This is a genomic window from Actinomycetospora termitidis (assembly GCF_030286555.1).
Taxonomy (GTDB): domain Bacteria; phylum Actinomycetota; class Actinomycetes; order Mycobacteriales; family Pseudonocardiaceae; genus Actinomycetospora; species Actinomycetospora termitidis.
The window spans coordinates 982,183-994,896 of the sequence record NZ_JASVWF010000001.1; the positions used below are offsets into that span (position 1 = coordinate 982,183).

At 73.1% G+C, this 12,714-nt stretch carries 18 protein-coding genes; 13 read left to right on the top strand and 5 right to left on the bottom strand.

Features of this window, described 5'->3' with window-relative positions:
* Positions 1 to 148: 148 nt before the first annotated feature.
* The 4 genes from QRT03_RS04820 to QRT03_RS04835 all read left to right on the top strand — a co-directional run bounded on the left by QRT03_RS04820 (position 149) and on the right by QRT03_RS04835 (position 2,352).
* The gene (locus QRT03_RS04820) at positions 149 to 631 is read left to right on the top strand and encodes a helix-turn-helix domain-containing protein (protein ID WP_286051367.1); all 483 of its coding nucleotides are present in this window, start codon (positions 149 to 151) and stop codon (positions 629 to 631) included.
* Positions 632 to 633: 2 nt separating this feature from the next.
* Positions 634 to 1,362, top strand: a complete 729-nt coding sequence (locus QRT03_RS04825; RefSeq protein ID WP_286051368.1) for a hypothetical protein — start codon at positions 634 to 636, stop codon at positions 1,360 to 1,362.
* A 142-nt stretch (positions 1,363 to 1,504) separates the two neighbouring features.
* Complete coding sequence (locus QRT03_RS04830) at positions 1,505 to 1,801, top strand: DUF2516 family protein (RefSeq protein ID WP_286052055.1); 297 nt, start codon at positions 1,505 to 1,507, stop codon at positions 1,799 to 1,801.
* Positions 1,795 to 2,352 carry a YbaK/EbsC family protein gene (locus QRT03_RS04835; RefSeq protein ID WP_425604774.1) on the top strand — a complete coding sequence of 186 codons (558 nt, stop codon included), beginning with the start codon at positions 1,795 to 1,797 and terminating at the stop codon, positions 2,350 to 2,352. Before QRT03_RS04830 ends, QRT03_RS04835 begins: the two co-directional genes overlap by 7 nt.
* A gap of 4 nt (positions 2,353 to 2,356) precedes the next feature.
* Here QRT03_RS04835 and QRT03_RS04840 read toward each other — a convergent pair whose 3' ends face one another.
* The gene (locus QRT03_RS04840) at positions 2,357 to 2,827 is read right to left on the bottom strand and encodes a DUF2505 domain-containing protein (RefSeq protein WP_286051369.1); all 471 of its coding nucleotides are present in this window, start codon (positions 2,825 to 2,827) and stop codon (positions 2,357 to 2,359) included.
* A gap of 45 nt (positions 2,828 to 2,872) precedes the next feature.
* Between QRT03_RS04840 and QRT03_RS04845 the strand changes: the two genes are divergently transcribed.
* Positions 2,873 to 3,934, top strand: coding sequence for a UDP-N-acetylmuramate dehydrogenase (locus tag QRT03_RS04845; protein ID WP_286051370.1), 1,062 nt, complete (start codon positions 2,873 to 2,875; stop codon positions 3,932 to 3,934).
* On the opposite strand, the gene QRT03_RS04850 is transcribed toward QRT03_RS04845, so the two are convergent.
* Positions 3,931 to 4,689: an SDR family NAD(P)-dependent oxidoreductase gene (locus QRT03_RS04850; protein WP_286051371.1), complete on the bottom strand. Its 759-nt coding sequence runs from the start codon at positions 4,687 to 4,689 to the stop codon at positions 3,931 to 3,933. The two genes, QRT03_RS04845 and QRT03_RS04850, sit on opposite strands and share 4 nt — an antisense overlap.
* Before the next feature lie 127 nt (positions 4,690 to 4,816).
* On the opposite strand from QRT03_RS04850, the gene mshA reads away from it, so the two are divergent.
* The 7 genes from mshA to QRT03_RS04885 all read left to right on the top strand — a co-directional run bounded on the left by mshA (position 4,817) and on the right by QRT03_RS04885 (position 10,206).
* A complete protein-coding gene (gene mshA / locus QRT03_RS04855; RefSeq protein ID WP_286051372.1) occupies positions 4,817 to 6,118 on the top strand; it encodes a D-inositol-3-phosphate glycosyltransferase in 1,302 nt (433 codons plus the stop codon).
* On the top strand, positions 6,115 to 6,594 hold the full coding sequence (locus QRT03_RS04860; RefSeq protein ID WP_425604775.1) for a type III secretion system chaperone family protein: 480 nt from the start codon (positions 6,115 to 6,117) through the stop codon (positions 6,592 to 6,594). Before mshA ends, QRT03_RS04860 begins: the two co-directional genes overlap by 4 nt.
* 76 nt (positions 6,595 to 6,670) lie before the next feature.
* Positions 6,671 to 8,251, top strand: a complete 1,581-nt coding sequence (locus QRT03_RS04865) for an AMP-binding protein (RefSeq protein ID WP_286051373.1) — start codon at positions 6,671 to 6,673, stop codon at positions 8,249 to 8,251.
* A 116-nt stretch (positions 8,252 to 8,367) separates the two neighbouring features.
* A complete protein-coding gene (locus QRT03_RS04870; protein ID WP_286051374.1) occupies positions 8,368 to 8,814 on the top strand; it encodes a MerR family DNA-binding protein in 447 nt (148 codons plus the stop codon).
* 208 nt (positions 8,815 to 9,022) lie between these two features.
* Positions 9,023 to 9,409: a DUF3224 domain-containing protein gene (locus QRT03_RS04875; protein WP_286051375.1), complete on the top strand. Its 387-nt coding sequence runs from the start codon at positions 9,023 to 9,025 to the stop codon at positions 9,407 to 9,409.
* 13 nt (positions 9,410 to 9,422) lie between these two features.
* The gene (locus QRT03_RS04880; protein ID WP_286051376.1) at positions 9,423 to 9,713 is read left to right on the top strand and encodes a putative quinol monooxygenase; all 291 of its coding nucleotides are present in this window, start codon (positions 9,423 to 9,425) and stop codon (positions 9,711 to 9,713) included.
* Between the two features lie 205 nt (positions 9,714 to 9,918).
* A complete protein-coding gene (locus QRT03_RS04885) occupies positions 9,919 to 10,206 on the top strand; it encodes a DUF1330 domain-containing protein (RefSeq protein WP_286051378.1) in 288 nt (95 codons plus the stop codon).
* Here the strand turns inward: QRT03_RS04885 and QRT03_RS04890 are convergent.
* Together QRT03_RS04890 and QRT03_RS04895 are read right to left on the bottom strand one after the other, a co-directional pair.
* A complete protein-coding gene (locus QRT03_RS04890) occupies positions 10,203 to 10,592 on the bottom strand; it encodes a VOC family protein (protein WP_286051379.1) in 390 nt (129 codons plus the stop codon). The two genes, QRT03_RS04885 and QRT03_RS04890, sit on opposite strands and share 4 nt — an antisense overlap.
* A 5-nt stretch (positions 10,593 to 10,597) precedes the next feature.
* Entirely contained in the window at positions 10,598 to 10,879 is a 282-nt protein-coding gene (locus QRT03_RS04895) for an ArsR/SmtB family transcription factor (protein ID WP_286052058.1), read from the bottom strand.
* A 45-nt stretch (positions 10,880 to 10,924) separates the two neighbouring features.
* On the opposite strand from QRT03_RS04895, the gene aac(3) reads away from it, so the two are divergent.
* Positions 10,925 to 11,719 carry an aminoglycoside 3-N-acetyltransferase gene (gene aac(3) / locus QRT03_RS04900; protein ID WP_286051381.1) on the top strand — a complete coding sequence of 265 codons (795 nt, stop codon included), beginning with the start codon at positions 10,925 to 10,927 and terminating at the stop codon, positions 11,717 to 11,719.
* Here the strand turns inward: aac(3) and QRT03_RS04905 are convergent, their stop codons facing one another.
* Positions 11,720 to 12,601 (bottom strand): LysR family transcriptional regulator, encoded by an 882-nt coding sequence (locus QRT03_RS04905; RefSeq protein WP_286051382.1) that lies wholly within the window; start codon positions 12,599 to 12,601, stop codon positions 11,720 to 11,722.
* Positions 12,602 to 12,714 lie beyond the last annotated feature (113 nt).

A 12,714-nucleotide genomic window follows, 5' to 3' on the forward strand; every position in this document is an offset into this window, starting at 1 on the left:
AGCCGAGGCGTTTCCCCAGCGCACGACGCCGTCCGGAAACGATCTCCAGAACTGTGGCACAGCCCACCCCACCTGCGCAAACAGAGTGCTTGCACCAGCTAGCACTCGTGTTAGCGTGGATGTCAGTCACGGCGAGGAGGTGAGCACGATGTCCGGTGTGGACGGTGTCGACAAGGCACTCAACCAGGCCGTCGAGGACATCGGTGCGTACATCCGCAAGCAGCGCGAGTCGGCGCAGGTCTCCCTGCGGCAGCTCGCCAAGGTCGCGGGGATCTCAAATCCCTACCTGAGCCAGATCGAGCGGGGACTGCGCAAGCCGTCCGCCGAGATCCTGGGTCAGATCGCGACCGGGCTGCGCATCTCGGCCGAGGCGCTGTACGTGAAGGCGGGGATCCTCGAGGAGCGTCAGGGCTCCGCGGTCCTCGATTCACTGGCCTGCGACCCGGAGCTCACGGAGCGCCAGAAGCAGGTCCTGCACGACATCTACGAGTCGTTCCGCCGCGAGAACCGCGCGGCCGGGATCACGGCTCCGGCGCCCGCCGAGCGCGATGCCGCCTCCGGTGCCACCGCGGGGACGGCGGCCCTGTCCGTCGCCCCCGACCTCACCCGCATCCCGTCCGACGAGGAGTGAACATGCCTGTCACCTTCCCCACCAAGTTCGACGTGCGAGAGGCGCGCGACCAGGCCAACAAGGTCGTCTCCGACGTCGTCGACCCGTTCCGTGCCCCGGCGCTCGCCCTGCTCGGCCTCGGTGACTACGCCGTGGCCAGCGCCCAGGAGGCCTTCTCCAAGGTCCAGGCCGGCGCCACCGAGGTCCAGGCCCGCGTCGAGGACCTCCCCTCGGAGCTGCAGGAGCTGCGCGGCAAGCTGACCAGCGAGGACTTCCGTCGCCTCGCCGACAGCTACGTCGCCGCGGTGCGCAGCGTCTACGCCGACCTCGTGAAGCGCGGCGAGACCGCGTACACGCAAATCAAGGCGCAGCCGCAGGTCAAGCAGGCCCTCGACACCGTCGACCAGGTCTCCTCCGAGCTGGAGAACCGGCTCGAGGACGCCACCGAGGGTGTCCGCGTCCGCGGTGAGGCCGCGCTCGCGGAGGTCACCAAGCAGACCCGCTCGGTCGGCGAGCGCGCCGCCCGCTACACCCAGCGGGCCACCGCGGAGGCCGCCGAGGCCATCACCGAGGTGAGCGCCGAGGTCGCCGCCGACGTGAAGGAGGCCGGCGAGGAGGCCGCGCACGAGACCCGCTCGGCCGCCCGCAAGACGGCCGCGCGCACGGCCCCGAAGAAGCAGGGCCCGAAGAACGCCCCGAAGTCGGCCGCCACCAAGGCCGCCGCGCCGAAGGCGCCGACCGGCAAGGCCTGACGCTCCCCGGTCGAATGGCCCCGGTCCCCGCACCCGCGGGGGCCGGGGCCGTCGTCGTGTCTGCTCTGCGCCGAGTGGGTGGATCGGGCCGTTCCCACCAGCACGTATCCTCGCCGGTGTGCTGCTGCCCAGCCCGGTGTTCGTGTATCTCGACTACTACCTGTCGACGCTGATCTGGATCATCATGATCCCGGTCGGCCTCTACGCGTTCATCCATTCGCTCCTGCAGCGGGCCGACGCCTTCACCGCCGTCGACAAGCTGACCAAGCCGGCCTGGTGCGCGATCACCGGGGTCGGCGCGCTGCTGCTCGTGGTCTCCGTCGGCGGGCCCGTCGCGAACTTCGCGATCCTGTGGCTGGTCGCCCTGTGCGCGGTGCTCGTCTACCTCGTCGACGTGCGGCCGAAGGTGACCGAGGTGCAGCAGGGCGGGCGGTGGTGATCGGTCTCGAACCAGCCGCCGGCACGCTCGAGCCGGTCCCGGCGCTCGACCGGCCCGACCTGCTCGCGGGTCCCGTCGTCGAGGCGCTGAAGGCCCTGCCCGCCGACCTCGCCGCCTCCTGCGGCGTGGCCGCGATCGACCCCGACCTGGCCGACACGGCCGCCTTCTGCGAGGCCTACTCCTCCCCGCTCGAGCTCTCGGCGAACTGCGTAGTGGTGACGGGGTCGCGGTCCGGCGAGCAGCGCTTCGCGGCCTGCGTGGTCCTCGCGACGACGCGTGCCGACGTCAACGGCGTGGTCCGCAAGCGGATCGACGTCCGCAAGGCCTCGTTCGCGCCGATGGACCTCGCCGTCGAGCTCACCGGCATGGAGTACGGCGGCATCACGCCGTTCGGGCTGCCGGTCGGCTGGGCGGTCCTCGTGGACGCGGCGGTCCTGGCCGCACCCGCCGTCGTCGTCGGGAGCGGGATCCGCGGCTCGAAGCTCGTCGTGCCGGGCTCGGTGCTCGACCGCCTGCCCGGCGCGGAGGCGCTGGAGCGCCTGGGGCGGTAGGGGCTCAGCCGGCGAGCCAGCGCGTCAGGAAGTCGGCCTCCCAGCGCAGCAGCTCGCCCACCTGCTCGGCGACGACGCCCTCGATCTTCCCGCCGACCATCGGCACCGGGACGGTGGTCGAGGCGTCGACGGTCAGCCGGGAGCCCTCGCCGTCGGGAACGACCTGCTGGGTCCCCGTGATCGAGCCCGGCAGGCCGCGCACGTCGACGGCGACGTCGGCGTGCGGGCCGTTCCAGGTCTCCGTGCGGTCGAGGATCAGGTCGTCGCCGGTGAAGCGCCGCACCACCGAGGGCAGGAACTCGACCGGGACCCCCTGACGCAGCACGATCCGGTCGCCCTCGTGGGACACCAGCGCGGCGTCCTTCCCGCCGAGCTCGGCGAGCCGCGCGTTCAGGTACGCGTCGTCGGTGAGGGCGCCGACCACGGTGTCGACGGGGTGCGGGAACACGGCGCTGTGCTGGATGGGGCGGGCCACGGGCCGGAACGCTACCGGCCGTCGGTGGCGGCTACCGTCGGGAACGTGCCGACGACCGCGGTCCCCCTGGCGGACCTGACGACGCTGCGTCTCGGCGGCCCGGCCCGACAGCTCGTGCGGGCGACGGACACCGACGCGATCGTCGCCGCCGTGCGGGAGGCGGACGCGGCCGGCGAACGGCTGCTCGTCCTCGGGGGCGGGTCCAACCTCGTCGTTCCCGACGACGGGTTCGACGGCACCGTCGTCCGGCTCGAGTCCCGGGGCCACACGGTGACGCGGGACGGCGACACCGCCCTCGTGGACGTCGCGGCCGGCGAGGACTGGGACGAGCTGGTCGCGGCAACCGTCACCGAGGGGCTCGGCGGGCTGGAGTGCCTGTCCGGCATCCCCGGCAGCACCGGGGCGACGCCCGTGCAGAACGTCGGCGCGTACGGGGTCGAGGTCGCCGACCTGCTGGTCGACGTCACCCTCCTCGACCGCGCCACCGGCGAGGTGGCGACCGTCCCGGCCGGCGCCCTGGGGCTCGGCTACCGCACCAGCCGGATCAAGGGCCACGACCGCGAGATCGTGCTGAGCGCCCGCTTCCGGCTGACCACCGACGGGCTCTCCGCCCCGATCCGGTACGCCGAGCTCGCCCGCACCCTCGGCGTCGAGGCCGGGACGCGGGTGCCCGTCGCGGAGGCGCGTGCGGCCGTCCTCGGGCTGCGCCGCGGCAAGGGCATGGTGCTCGACGAGGCCGACCACGACACGTGGAGCGCGGGCTCGTTCTTCACCAACCCCGTCGTCGGGAAGGACGTGGCCGACGACGTGGCCCGACGCGTCGCGACGCTCGACGCGCGGCCCGTCACCGCCTGGCCCACCGACGACGGGCGGGTCAAGCTCTCCGCCGCGGCCCTCATCGAGCGCGCCGGCGTACCGCGCGGCCACCCGGGCCCGGACGCGCCGGTCCGCGTGTCCACCCGGCACACGCTCGCCCTGACCAACCGCGGCGACGGCACGACGGCGGAGCTGCTCGCGCTCGCCCGCGACGTCCGCGACCGGGTCGAGGCGGCGTTCGGGGTGCGGCTGGTCCCGGAGCCGGTGCTCGTCGGTCGCGCCGCTCTCTAGGTCCGGTGGAACCTCATCCCGCTGGCCTGGTCGCGCGGCTTGAGGACGATCGTGTCGATGTTGACGTGCGACGGGCGGCTCATGACGAAGGCGACGGTCGCGGCGACGTCGTCGGCGGTCAGCGGCGTGATGCCCTGGTAGACCTTGTCGGCGCGCTCCTGGTCGCCGTCGAAGCGGACCAGCGCGAACTCGGTCTCCACCGCGCCCGGGGCGATCTCGGTGACCCGCACCGGCTCGCCGAGCAGCTCGCCGCGCAGCGTGCGGTGCAGCGCGCCCTCGGCGTGCTTCGCGGCGGTGTAGCCGGACCCGCCGTCGTAGACCTCCAGGCCCGCGATCGAGGTGATCGTCACGACGTGCCCGTCGCCGGAGGCGATGAGGTCGGGCAGCAGGGCCTTCGTGACGCGCACGGTGCCCAGGACGTTGGACTCCCACATCCAGCGCCAGTGCTCCTCGTCGGCGTCGATCACCTTCTCGGTGCCCTTGGCCCCGCCGGCGTTGTTCACCAGGCCGCGGACGGTGCCCAGCTCCCGGACGCCGCGGGCGAACTCCTCGACGGACGAGGCGTCGGTGACGTCGAGCGGGAGGGCCGTCCCGCCGACCTCGTCCGCGATCGCCTGCACGCGCTCCAGGCGGCGGGCGCCGAGCACGGGGTGCCAGCCGTCGGCGGCGAGCGCCCGGGCGGTGGCGGCGCCGATCCCGGAGCTGGCGCCGGTGACGACGACGAGGGGCCGCGTGGCTGAGGTGGGAGAGGTCACGGCGGGCCACCCTAGGCCCGCTTTCGGGCGGACGGCGATCTGGTCGTTGCCTAAGCTGTGGTCCGTGATTCCGGCGGCGAGGGCGGCGACGGACGGCACGGCCCCATCTCGGCCGAGGCCGCGCACGTTGGCATCGGTACGGCGGTCCCCCCGCCGGGTCGCGGTGATCTCGGTGCACACCTCCCCCCTCGCCCAGCCCGGGACCGGCGACGCCGGCGGGATGAACGTCTACGTCGTGCAGACTGCGAAGGAGATGGCGCGCCGCGGCGTCGAGGTCGAGATCTTCACGCGGCAGACGACGTCGGACCTGCCGCCGGTCGCCGAGCTCGCGCCCGGGGTGCTGGTGCGCCACGTCGTCGCGGGCCCGTTCGGCGGCCTCGGCAAGGAGGACCTGCCGGGCCAGCTGTGCGCCTTCACCGCCGGGGTGCTGCGCGACGAGGCCCGTCAGGAACCGGGCTGGTTCGACGTCGTGCACTCGCACTACTGGCTCTCCGGCCAGGTCGGGTGGCTGCTGCGCGACCGGTGGGGCGTGCCCCTGGTGCACACCGCGCACACGCTCGCGAAGGTCAAGAACGCCGCGCTCGCCGAGGGCGACACCCCCGAGCCGCTCGGCCGGCTGGTGGGGGAGGAGCAGGTGGTCGCCGAGGCCGACCGGCTCGTGGCGTCCACGCCCGCCGAGGCCGAGGCGCTCATCGCCGAGTACGACGCCGACCCGGAGCGGGTCCGCACCGTCGCCCCCGGCGTCGACCTGGAGACCTTCACCCCCGGGCGGGACCGCGGCGCCGCCCGCGCGGCCGTCGCCCGCGAGGTGGGGACGCCGATCCGCGAGGACGACGTGGTCCTCGCCTTCGTCGGGCGGATCCAGCCGCTCAAGGCGCCGGACGTCCTCCTCCGGGCCGCCGCGGAGATGCTCACCCGCCGTCCGGACCTGCGGGAACGGCTCAAGGTGCTCGTGGTCGGCGGCCCGTCCGGCTCCGGGGTCACCCAGCCGCGGGTGCTCGTCGATCTCGCGGCGGAACTGGGTATCACCGACGTCGTGAGCTTCCTGCCCCCGCGCGCCGGTGCCGCGCTCGCCGAGGTCTACCGGGCGGCCGACGTCGTCGCGGTCCCCAGCCACTCCGAGTCGTTCGGCCTGGTCGCGCTCGAGGCGCAGGCCTGCGGGACGCCCGTCGTCGCCGCTGCGGTCGGCGGGCTGCCGGTCGCGGTCGCCGACGGCCGGTCGGGGCTGTTGGTGGGCGACCACACCGCCGCGTCGTGGGCGTCGGCGCTCGAACGGGCCGCGGTGGACCGCGAGATGCGCGGCCGGCTGGCCGCGGGCGCGATCGAGCACGCCCAGGCCTTCTCCTGGGACCGCACGACGGACGCCCTCCTCGCGACCTACGCCGAGGCGGCCGCGGCCCGCGTCGCCGTGCAGGGGGTGGCGGTGTGAGCGCGCAGACCATCGTGGACGCGCTCGAGGAGCGCGAGCTCGCCTACCAGCGGCGGGACGCGAACAGCTTCTTCGTGACGCTGCCCGGCACCAAGAAGCTGCAGACCAACTGCTGGCTGGTGCTCACCCCGCACGCGCTGCTGGTCGAGGCGTTCGTGTGCCGGCGCCCGGACGAGAACTTCGAGGGCGTGTACCGCTGGCTGCTGCAGCGCAACACCCGGCTCTACGGCGTGCACTACTGCCTCGACGACGTCGGGGACATCCACCTCGTCGGACGGGTCGCGCTGCACGCGATCACCGACGACGAGATCGACCGCGTGCTCGGGCAGGTGCTCGAGGCCGCGGACGGTGACTTCAACACGCTCATCGAGCTCGGCTTCGCGACGTCGATCCGGCGCGAGTGGGCGTGGCGGGAGTCCCGCGGGGAGTCGCTGGCGAACCTCCGCGCCTTTCAGCACCTGGTGTCCGATTCCTGAGTGACGACACGTGCTCTGGGCCATACTGCTCGGTAGCGTGGTGTGACCCAGCTGACGCAGAACGAGGAGCCCCTGCATGACCGTGCGTAGTCCGTTTGCCGACATCGACATCCCCGACGTCGGGCTGCCGGAGTTCCTCTTCTCCGACCTGGGCGAGCACACGGACCGCGTCGCGCTGATCGACGGGCCGTCGGGCCGGACGATGACGTTCGGGGAGCTCGCCACGGCGGTCGACCGCTTCGCCGCCGCCCTGGGTGAGCGGGGCCTGGGTCGGGGCGACGTGATCGCCCTGTTCGCCCCGAACACCCCGTACTACCCCGTCGTGTTCCACGGCGCGCTCGCCGCGGGTGTCGCTGTGTCGACGGTGAACGCGCTCTACACCCCCGACGAGCTGGCCTTCCAGCTGCGCGACTCCGGCGCGAAGATGCTGGTCACGGTGTCGCCGTTCCTCGACCGCGCCCGCGCCGCGCTGCGCGAGGAGGGCATCGGCGTCACCGAGGTCGTGCTCCTGGACGCCGCCCGCGACGACGCGTCCACCCCGCTGCCCGAGAACGCGCTGGCCGACCTGCTGACGACGACGGCCGAGAAGCCCTCGGTCCAGCTCACCGGGGACGACGTGGCGGCGCTGCCGTACTCGTCGGGGACCACCGGCCGGGCGAAGGGCGTCGTGCTGACGCACCGCAACCTCGTCGCGAACCTGCTGCAGTTCGCGGTGATGCAGAAGACGACCAGCGAGTCGAAGATCCTCGCGGTCCTGCCGTTCTTCCACATCTACGGCATGACCGTGATGATGAACAACGGCATCTACCAGCGCGCGGCCGTCGTGACGATGCCGAAGTTCGACCTCGCGGAGTTCCTGCGGATCGTCTCCGAGCACCGCGTCGACCGGATCTACATCGCGCCGCCGATCGCGGTGGCCCTGGCCAAGCACCCGATGGTCGAGCAGTACGACATCGACTGCGTCGACGTCGTGTTCTCCGGCGCCGCGGCGCTCGACGCCGACCTCGGCCACAAGGTCGCCAAGCGGCTGAACTGCTCGGTGTTCCAGGGCTACGGCATGACCGAGCTCTCGCCGGTCAGCCACGCCATGCCCGAGGACCGGCCCGACATGGACCTGTCGTCGATCGGCGTCGCGCTGCCGAACATCGAGTGCAAGCTGGTCGACCCGGAGACCGGCGAGGAGGGGTCGCGCGGCGAGCTGTGGGTCAAGGGCCCGAACGTCATGCGCGAGTACCTGAACAACGCCGAGGCGACCGCGTCGACGCTGGACGACGAGGGCTACCTGCACACCGGTGACGTCGCGACGGTGACCGAGGAGGGCGTCTTCTACATCGTCGACCGGGTCAAGGAGCTCATCAAGTACAAGGGCTACCAGGTGCCGCCGGCCGAGCTCGAGGCGCTGCTGCTGACCAACGACGGCATCGCCGACGCCGCCGTCATCGGGGTCAAGGACGACGAGGGCGAGGAGATCCCGAAGGCGTTCGTCGTGCTCCAGCAGAACGCATCGCTCTCCGCGGACGACGTCATGTCCTTCGTTGCCGAGCGCATCGCCCCGCACAAGAAGGTCCGGCGGGTGGAGTTCATCGACCAGATCCCGAAGTCCGGCTCCGGGAAGATCCTGCGCAAGGACCTCCGGGCGCGCGAGGCGGCTTCCTAGAACCCTTTCCCGACGACGGCCGTGGTCACCTCTCGGGGTGGCCACGGCCGTCGTCGTTCCCCCGGGAGTGCTGCGGGGTTGACCCTGGACCCGGCTCCAGGTTCTAGCGTCTGCTCATGACGGACGCGGGCCCGCTCACCATCTCCGACCTGGCCGGACGCACCGGCCTGCGCCCGGACACCGTGCGGTACTACGAGCGCGTCGGCCTCATGCCGGCGCCCGCGCGGACGAGCGGGGACCACCGCCGCTACGACGCGCTCGCCGTCGACCGGCTGCAGTTCATCCGCGGTGCGCAGCGCCTCGGGCTGCGTCTCGCGGACATCCGGAGCCTGCTCGCCGTGCGGGACACCGGGGAGTGCCCGTGCGAGCCGGCCGAGCCGCTCCTGCGCAGCCGGATCGCCGAGATCGACGCCGAGATGGAGCGGTTGCGTCTGCTCCGCGCCGACCTGGTGGCCATGGCGGACGAGTTGCCGAGCGCGACCTGCCCGGACCCCGTGCCCGGGACCTGGTGCCCACCCGACCACCGCGAGGCGGAGGGGAGGTGTGACGCATGCTCGATCTGAGGGCCTGTCCCTGCTGCGAGGACCCGACCTGTGACTGCAGCTCGTGCGACTGCTGCTGACGCCCGGCTCGTGCCCGCCGCCGTACGCGTCGGCGGGCACGGGCGTCAGTGACGACACGCCCACGGGGTGACGCGACACGCCGCGGAGTCGGGTCGGCGCCGTCGGAAGCTGACAGGAGGTGTCAGCGCCGTCCGGGAGGCTCGGCGTCATGAGCGAGACGACGGAAGCGGCGGCGGCGTTCACGATCGACGCGTGGGAGGAGACGACCTACGACGATCCGGCCGAGGGGCCGAAGCTGACGCGGGTGGTGGTGCGCAAGACCTATGACGGTGTGCTCCGCGGGACCGGCGTGGCCGAGGTGCTGACGGCGCAGGGCGGGGGCAGCGGGTTCGTCGCCTCGGAGCGGATCGTCGGGACGCTCGACGGCCGGGCGGGGTCGTTCGTGATCCAGCACGGTGGACTGGCCGATCCGGACGGTACGACGAGTACGTTCGGCGCGATCGTGCCGTCGTCGGGAACGGGCGAACTCGCCGGCATCAGCGGCGAGGCCACCGAGGGGACACCCGGCACGCTGACGTTGCGCTACCGGTTCTGACCGAGGGGGAACGATGGTCATCGTCGCGGGGCACGTGATCGTCGCGCCGGAGCGGCGCGAGGACTACCTGGCCGGCTGCGTCGCCGTCGTCGAGCAGGCACGGGTCGCTCCCGGTTGTCTCGACTTCTCGCTCACCGCCGACCTGGTCGAGCCGGGGCGGATCAACATCCTGGAGCGGTGGGAGTCCCAGGCCGACGTCGAGGCCTTCCGCGGCAGCGGGACGAGCGACGAGCAGGCGGCGGAGATCCTCGGGGCGTCCGTGGCCGAGTACGACGTGGCGGACGTCCGGTCACTGACCGGCTGAAACCCGGCGGACGACCAGCTCGGGCACCGGGTCGGGTCGCCCGGGGACCGCGCGGGCGCCCGCGAGCAAGATCCCGACGATGGGAGCGGACCGATCGGTCCCCGCCCCTCTCCGCTCCCCGTAACAGGATCTTCAGGCGTCGGCGCCCGACCCGACCCGCCGTCGGGAAGGGACAGCACTGGACGGCCGGGGCAGGCTGGACGACGTGGGCGCCTACTGGATCAACACCTTCCGCGCGATCCGCGACCAGGAGAAGCTCGACGCGTACGTCGCGCTGGCCGGCCCGGCGATGCGCGCGGGCGGCGGCACGTTCCTGGCCCGCGGGAACCCGGCAGCCGCGTTCGAGCAGGGGACGACCGAGCGCACGACGCTGATCGCGTTCGACAGCGTCGAGCAGGCCGTCGCCGCCTACGAGAGCGCGGCCTACCAGGAGGCGCTGGCGGCCCTCGGCGACGGCGCGGAGCGCGACATCCGGATCATCGAGGCCCTCTAGCTCGAGAACAGCTGGATCAGGTTCCCGCAGGTGTCGTCGACGACCGCGATGGTGACCGGCCCGGCCGGGCTCGGCGGCTGCACGACGGTGACTCCGTGCTCGTCGACGAGGCGGCGCACCTCGCCGTGCACGTCGTCGACCTCGAACGCCGTCAGCGGGATGCCGTCCTCGACGAGGGCGGCCTTGAAGGGCTTGGCCGCCGGGTGCTCGTCGGGCTCGAGCAGCAGCTGGGCGCCGTCCGGGTCGCCGGGTGCGGTGAGCGTCAGCCAACGGTGCGGGCCCATGGGGACGTCGTGCTTGAGGGCGAAGCCCAGCACGTCGCGGTAGAAGCGGAGCGCCCGCTCCTGGTCGTCGACGAACACGCTGCAGTACGAGACCTTCGGCATCGTGGTCACTCCTGGGGTAGGGGCCAGCGGCGCGGGATCTCGCGCAACGGGCGGGTGTCGAGGTCGTGGAACTTGTAGCGGCCCTCGCGCCGGACGTGCACCAGCCCGGCCTCCTCGAGCACGGCGAGGTGCTGTGAGACCGCCTGACGGGTCGGGGTGAGACCGCGTTCGAGCAGGGCGTTGCAGAGCGCGAACAACGTCTGGCCGTCGGTCGCGGCGAGGGCATCGAGGAGCGCGCGCCGGGTGGGCTCGGCGATCGCCCGGTAGATGTCGCTCACCGCGAGCAGAATAGGCAAGTGGTGACTTGCCTGTCCAGGCGCTACCGTCCGGCCGTGCTGATCACCCGCGCCGATCTCACGGCGGACCTCCGGGGGCTCGGGCTCGGTCCCGGCGACGCCGTGCTCGCTCACGGGGCCCTCGGCGCAGTGGGGGACATGATCGACGGCCCGGACACGATCGTCGGCGCTCTCCTCGACGCGGTCTCGCCGGGCGGCACGGTGCTGGCCTACACCGACTGGAACGCCCCGTACGTCGCGCTCCTCGACGAGGAGGGCCGGGTCCCGGAGGACTGGCGGGAGCACGTCCCGCCGTTCGACCCCGCGACCTCGCGGGCGATCCGCGAGAACGGGGCGTTCCCGGAGTTCCTCCGCACGACGCCGGGTGCCCATCGCAGCCGGTCCGCCGGCGCCTCGTTCGCGGCGATCGGGGCGCACGCGGAGTGGTTCACCGCGGACACCCCGATCGACTACGGCTACGGCCCGGGCTCGCCGCTCGCCCGGCTCGTCGAGGTCGGCGGCAAGGTCGCGATGCTCGGCGCGCCGTGGGACACGATGACGCTGCTGCACCACGCCGAGCACCTGGCCGACCTGCCCGGCAAGCGGGTCGTCCGCGTCGAGGTCCCCTTCCGGACGGCGGGTGGGACGGCCTGGCGGTGGGTGGAGGAGTTCGACACGTCCGATCCGGTCGTCGAGGGCTTCGACGAGGACTACTTCCTGACGGTGGTGGAGGACTTCGTCGCGACGGGGGAGGGGAAGCAGGGCCGGGTCGGGCGCGCGCCGAGCCTGGTCGTCGACGCGGCCCCGATGTGCGCGTTCGCAGTCGCGTGGATGGAGGCCCGAGGACGCTGATCAGACCGTGGCGGCCTCGGCGTCGGAGAACGTCGCGACGAGGCCCTGCACGCACTCCGGCGGGGTGGTCGACGGCGCGACGACGCTGCCGATCACCTCGACGGGCGGGTCGAGGGGGACACCGCGCACCCGGCGGGACCCGGACGCCGCCACGACGGCGGCGGGCAGCAGCGACCAGGCACGCGGGTCGGCGCCGACCGCCACCACGAGGTCCTGCACCGAGCCGACGGTCCGCCGGTCGGGCTGGCACACGCCGACCTCGCCGAGGGCGCGGGCGGCCGCCTCGCGCAGAGCCGGGTCCGCGGACCCGCCGTCGAGGTCCAGCAGCGGGCCGGCGGCGAGCTCGGCCAGGGTCACGGAGAAACGCCCGGCGAGCGCGTGGTCGGCGCCGACCACCGCCTGCAGGGGCTCCCGCCACACCGGCACCACCGTCAGCCCCGCCACCGACCGCGTCCCGCGCATCAGCGCGACGTCGAGGCGGCCGTCCCGGACCGCGGTGAGCCGCTCGCCGGCCGGGAGGTCGACCAGCACCGTCTCCAGCGCCGGGTTCTCCCGTCGCAGGACCTCGATCGCGCGCTCCAGGCGGTCGGTCAGGGCCGGTGCGGTGCCGATTCGCAGCGTCGCCCCGGGATCGCCCGCCGCCACCCGCACCTGCTCCGCGGCGGCCAGCGCCGTCCGCGCCGCCGTCAGCACCCGCTCTCCGGCGGCGGTCAGGTGCACGTGGCGGGACGACCTGTCGAGCAGCGGCACGCCGAGCTCGCGCTCGAGCCGCGCGACCTGTTGGCTGACGGCGGGCTGCACGATGTGCAGTCGTTCGGCGGCGCGACCGAAGTGCAGCTCCTCGGCGACGGTGACGAAATAGCGCAACGCCCGCAGCTCCACGGCCGTGACCTCCGTCGATCAGTTCCGGTGATCGCTGTACAGCGTAGGTCGACCTGGTTCATGACGGCGGGTGCGCGTGAGGTGGTCGGCATGCGGATCGGCCTGAACATCAC

Bases quoted from the DNA above. Each gene is read 5' to 3' on its own strand.
- QRT03_RS04820 (WP_286051367.1), top strand. From the start codon at position 149: ATGTCCGGTGTGGACGGTGTCGACAAGGCACTCAACCAGGCCGTCGAG.
- QRT03_RS04825 (WP_286051368.1), top strand. From the start codon at position 634: ATGCCTGTCACCTTCCCCACCAAGTTCGACGTGCGAGAGGCGCGCGAC.
- QRT03_RS04865 (WP_286051373.1), top strand. From the start codon at position 6,671: ATGACCGTGCGTAGTCCGTTTGCCGACATCGACATCCCCGACGTCGGG.
- QRT03_RS04870 (WP_286051374.1), top strand. From the start codon at position 8,368: ATGACGGACGCGGGCCCGCTCACCATCTCCGACCTGGCCGGACGCACC.
- QRT03_RS04875 (WP_286051375.1), top strand. From the start codon at position 9,023: ATGAGCGAGACGACGGAAGCGGCGGCGGCGTTCACGATCGACGCGTGG.
- QRT03_RS04880 (WP_286051376.1), top strand. From the start codon at position 9,423: ATGGTCATCGTCGCGGGGCACGTGATCGTCGCGCCGGAGCGGCGCGAG.
- QRT03_RS04890 (WP_286051379.1), bottom strand. From the start codon at position 10,592: ATGCCGAAGGTCTCGTACTGCAGCGTGTTCGTCGACGACCAGGAGCGG.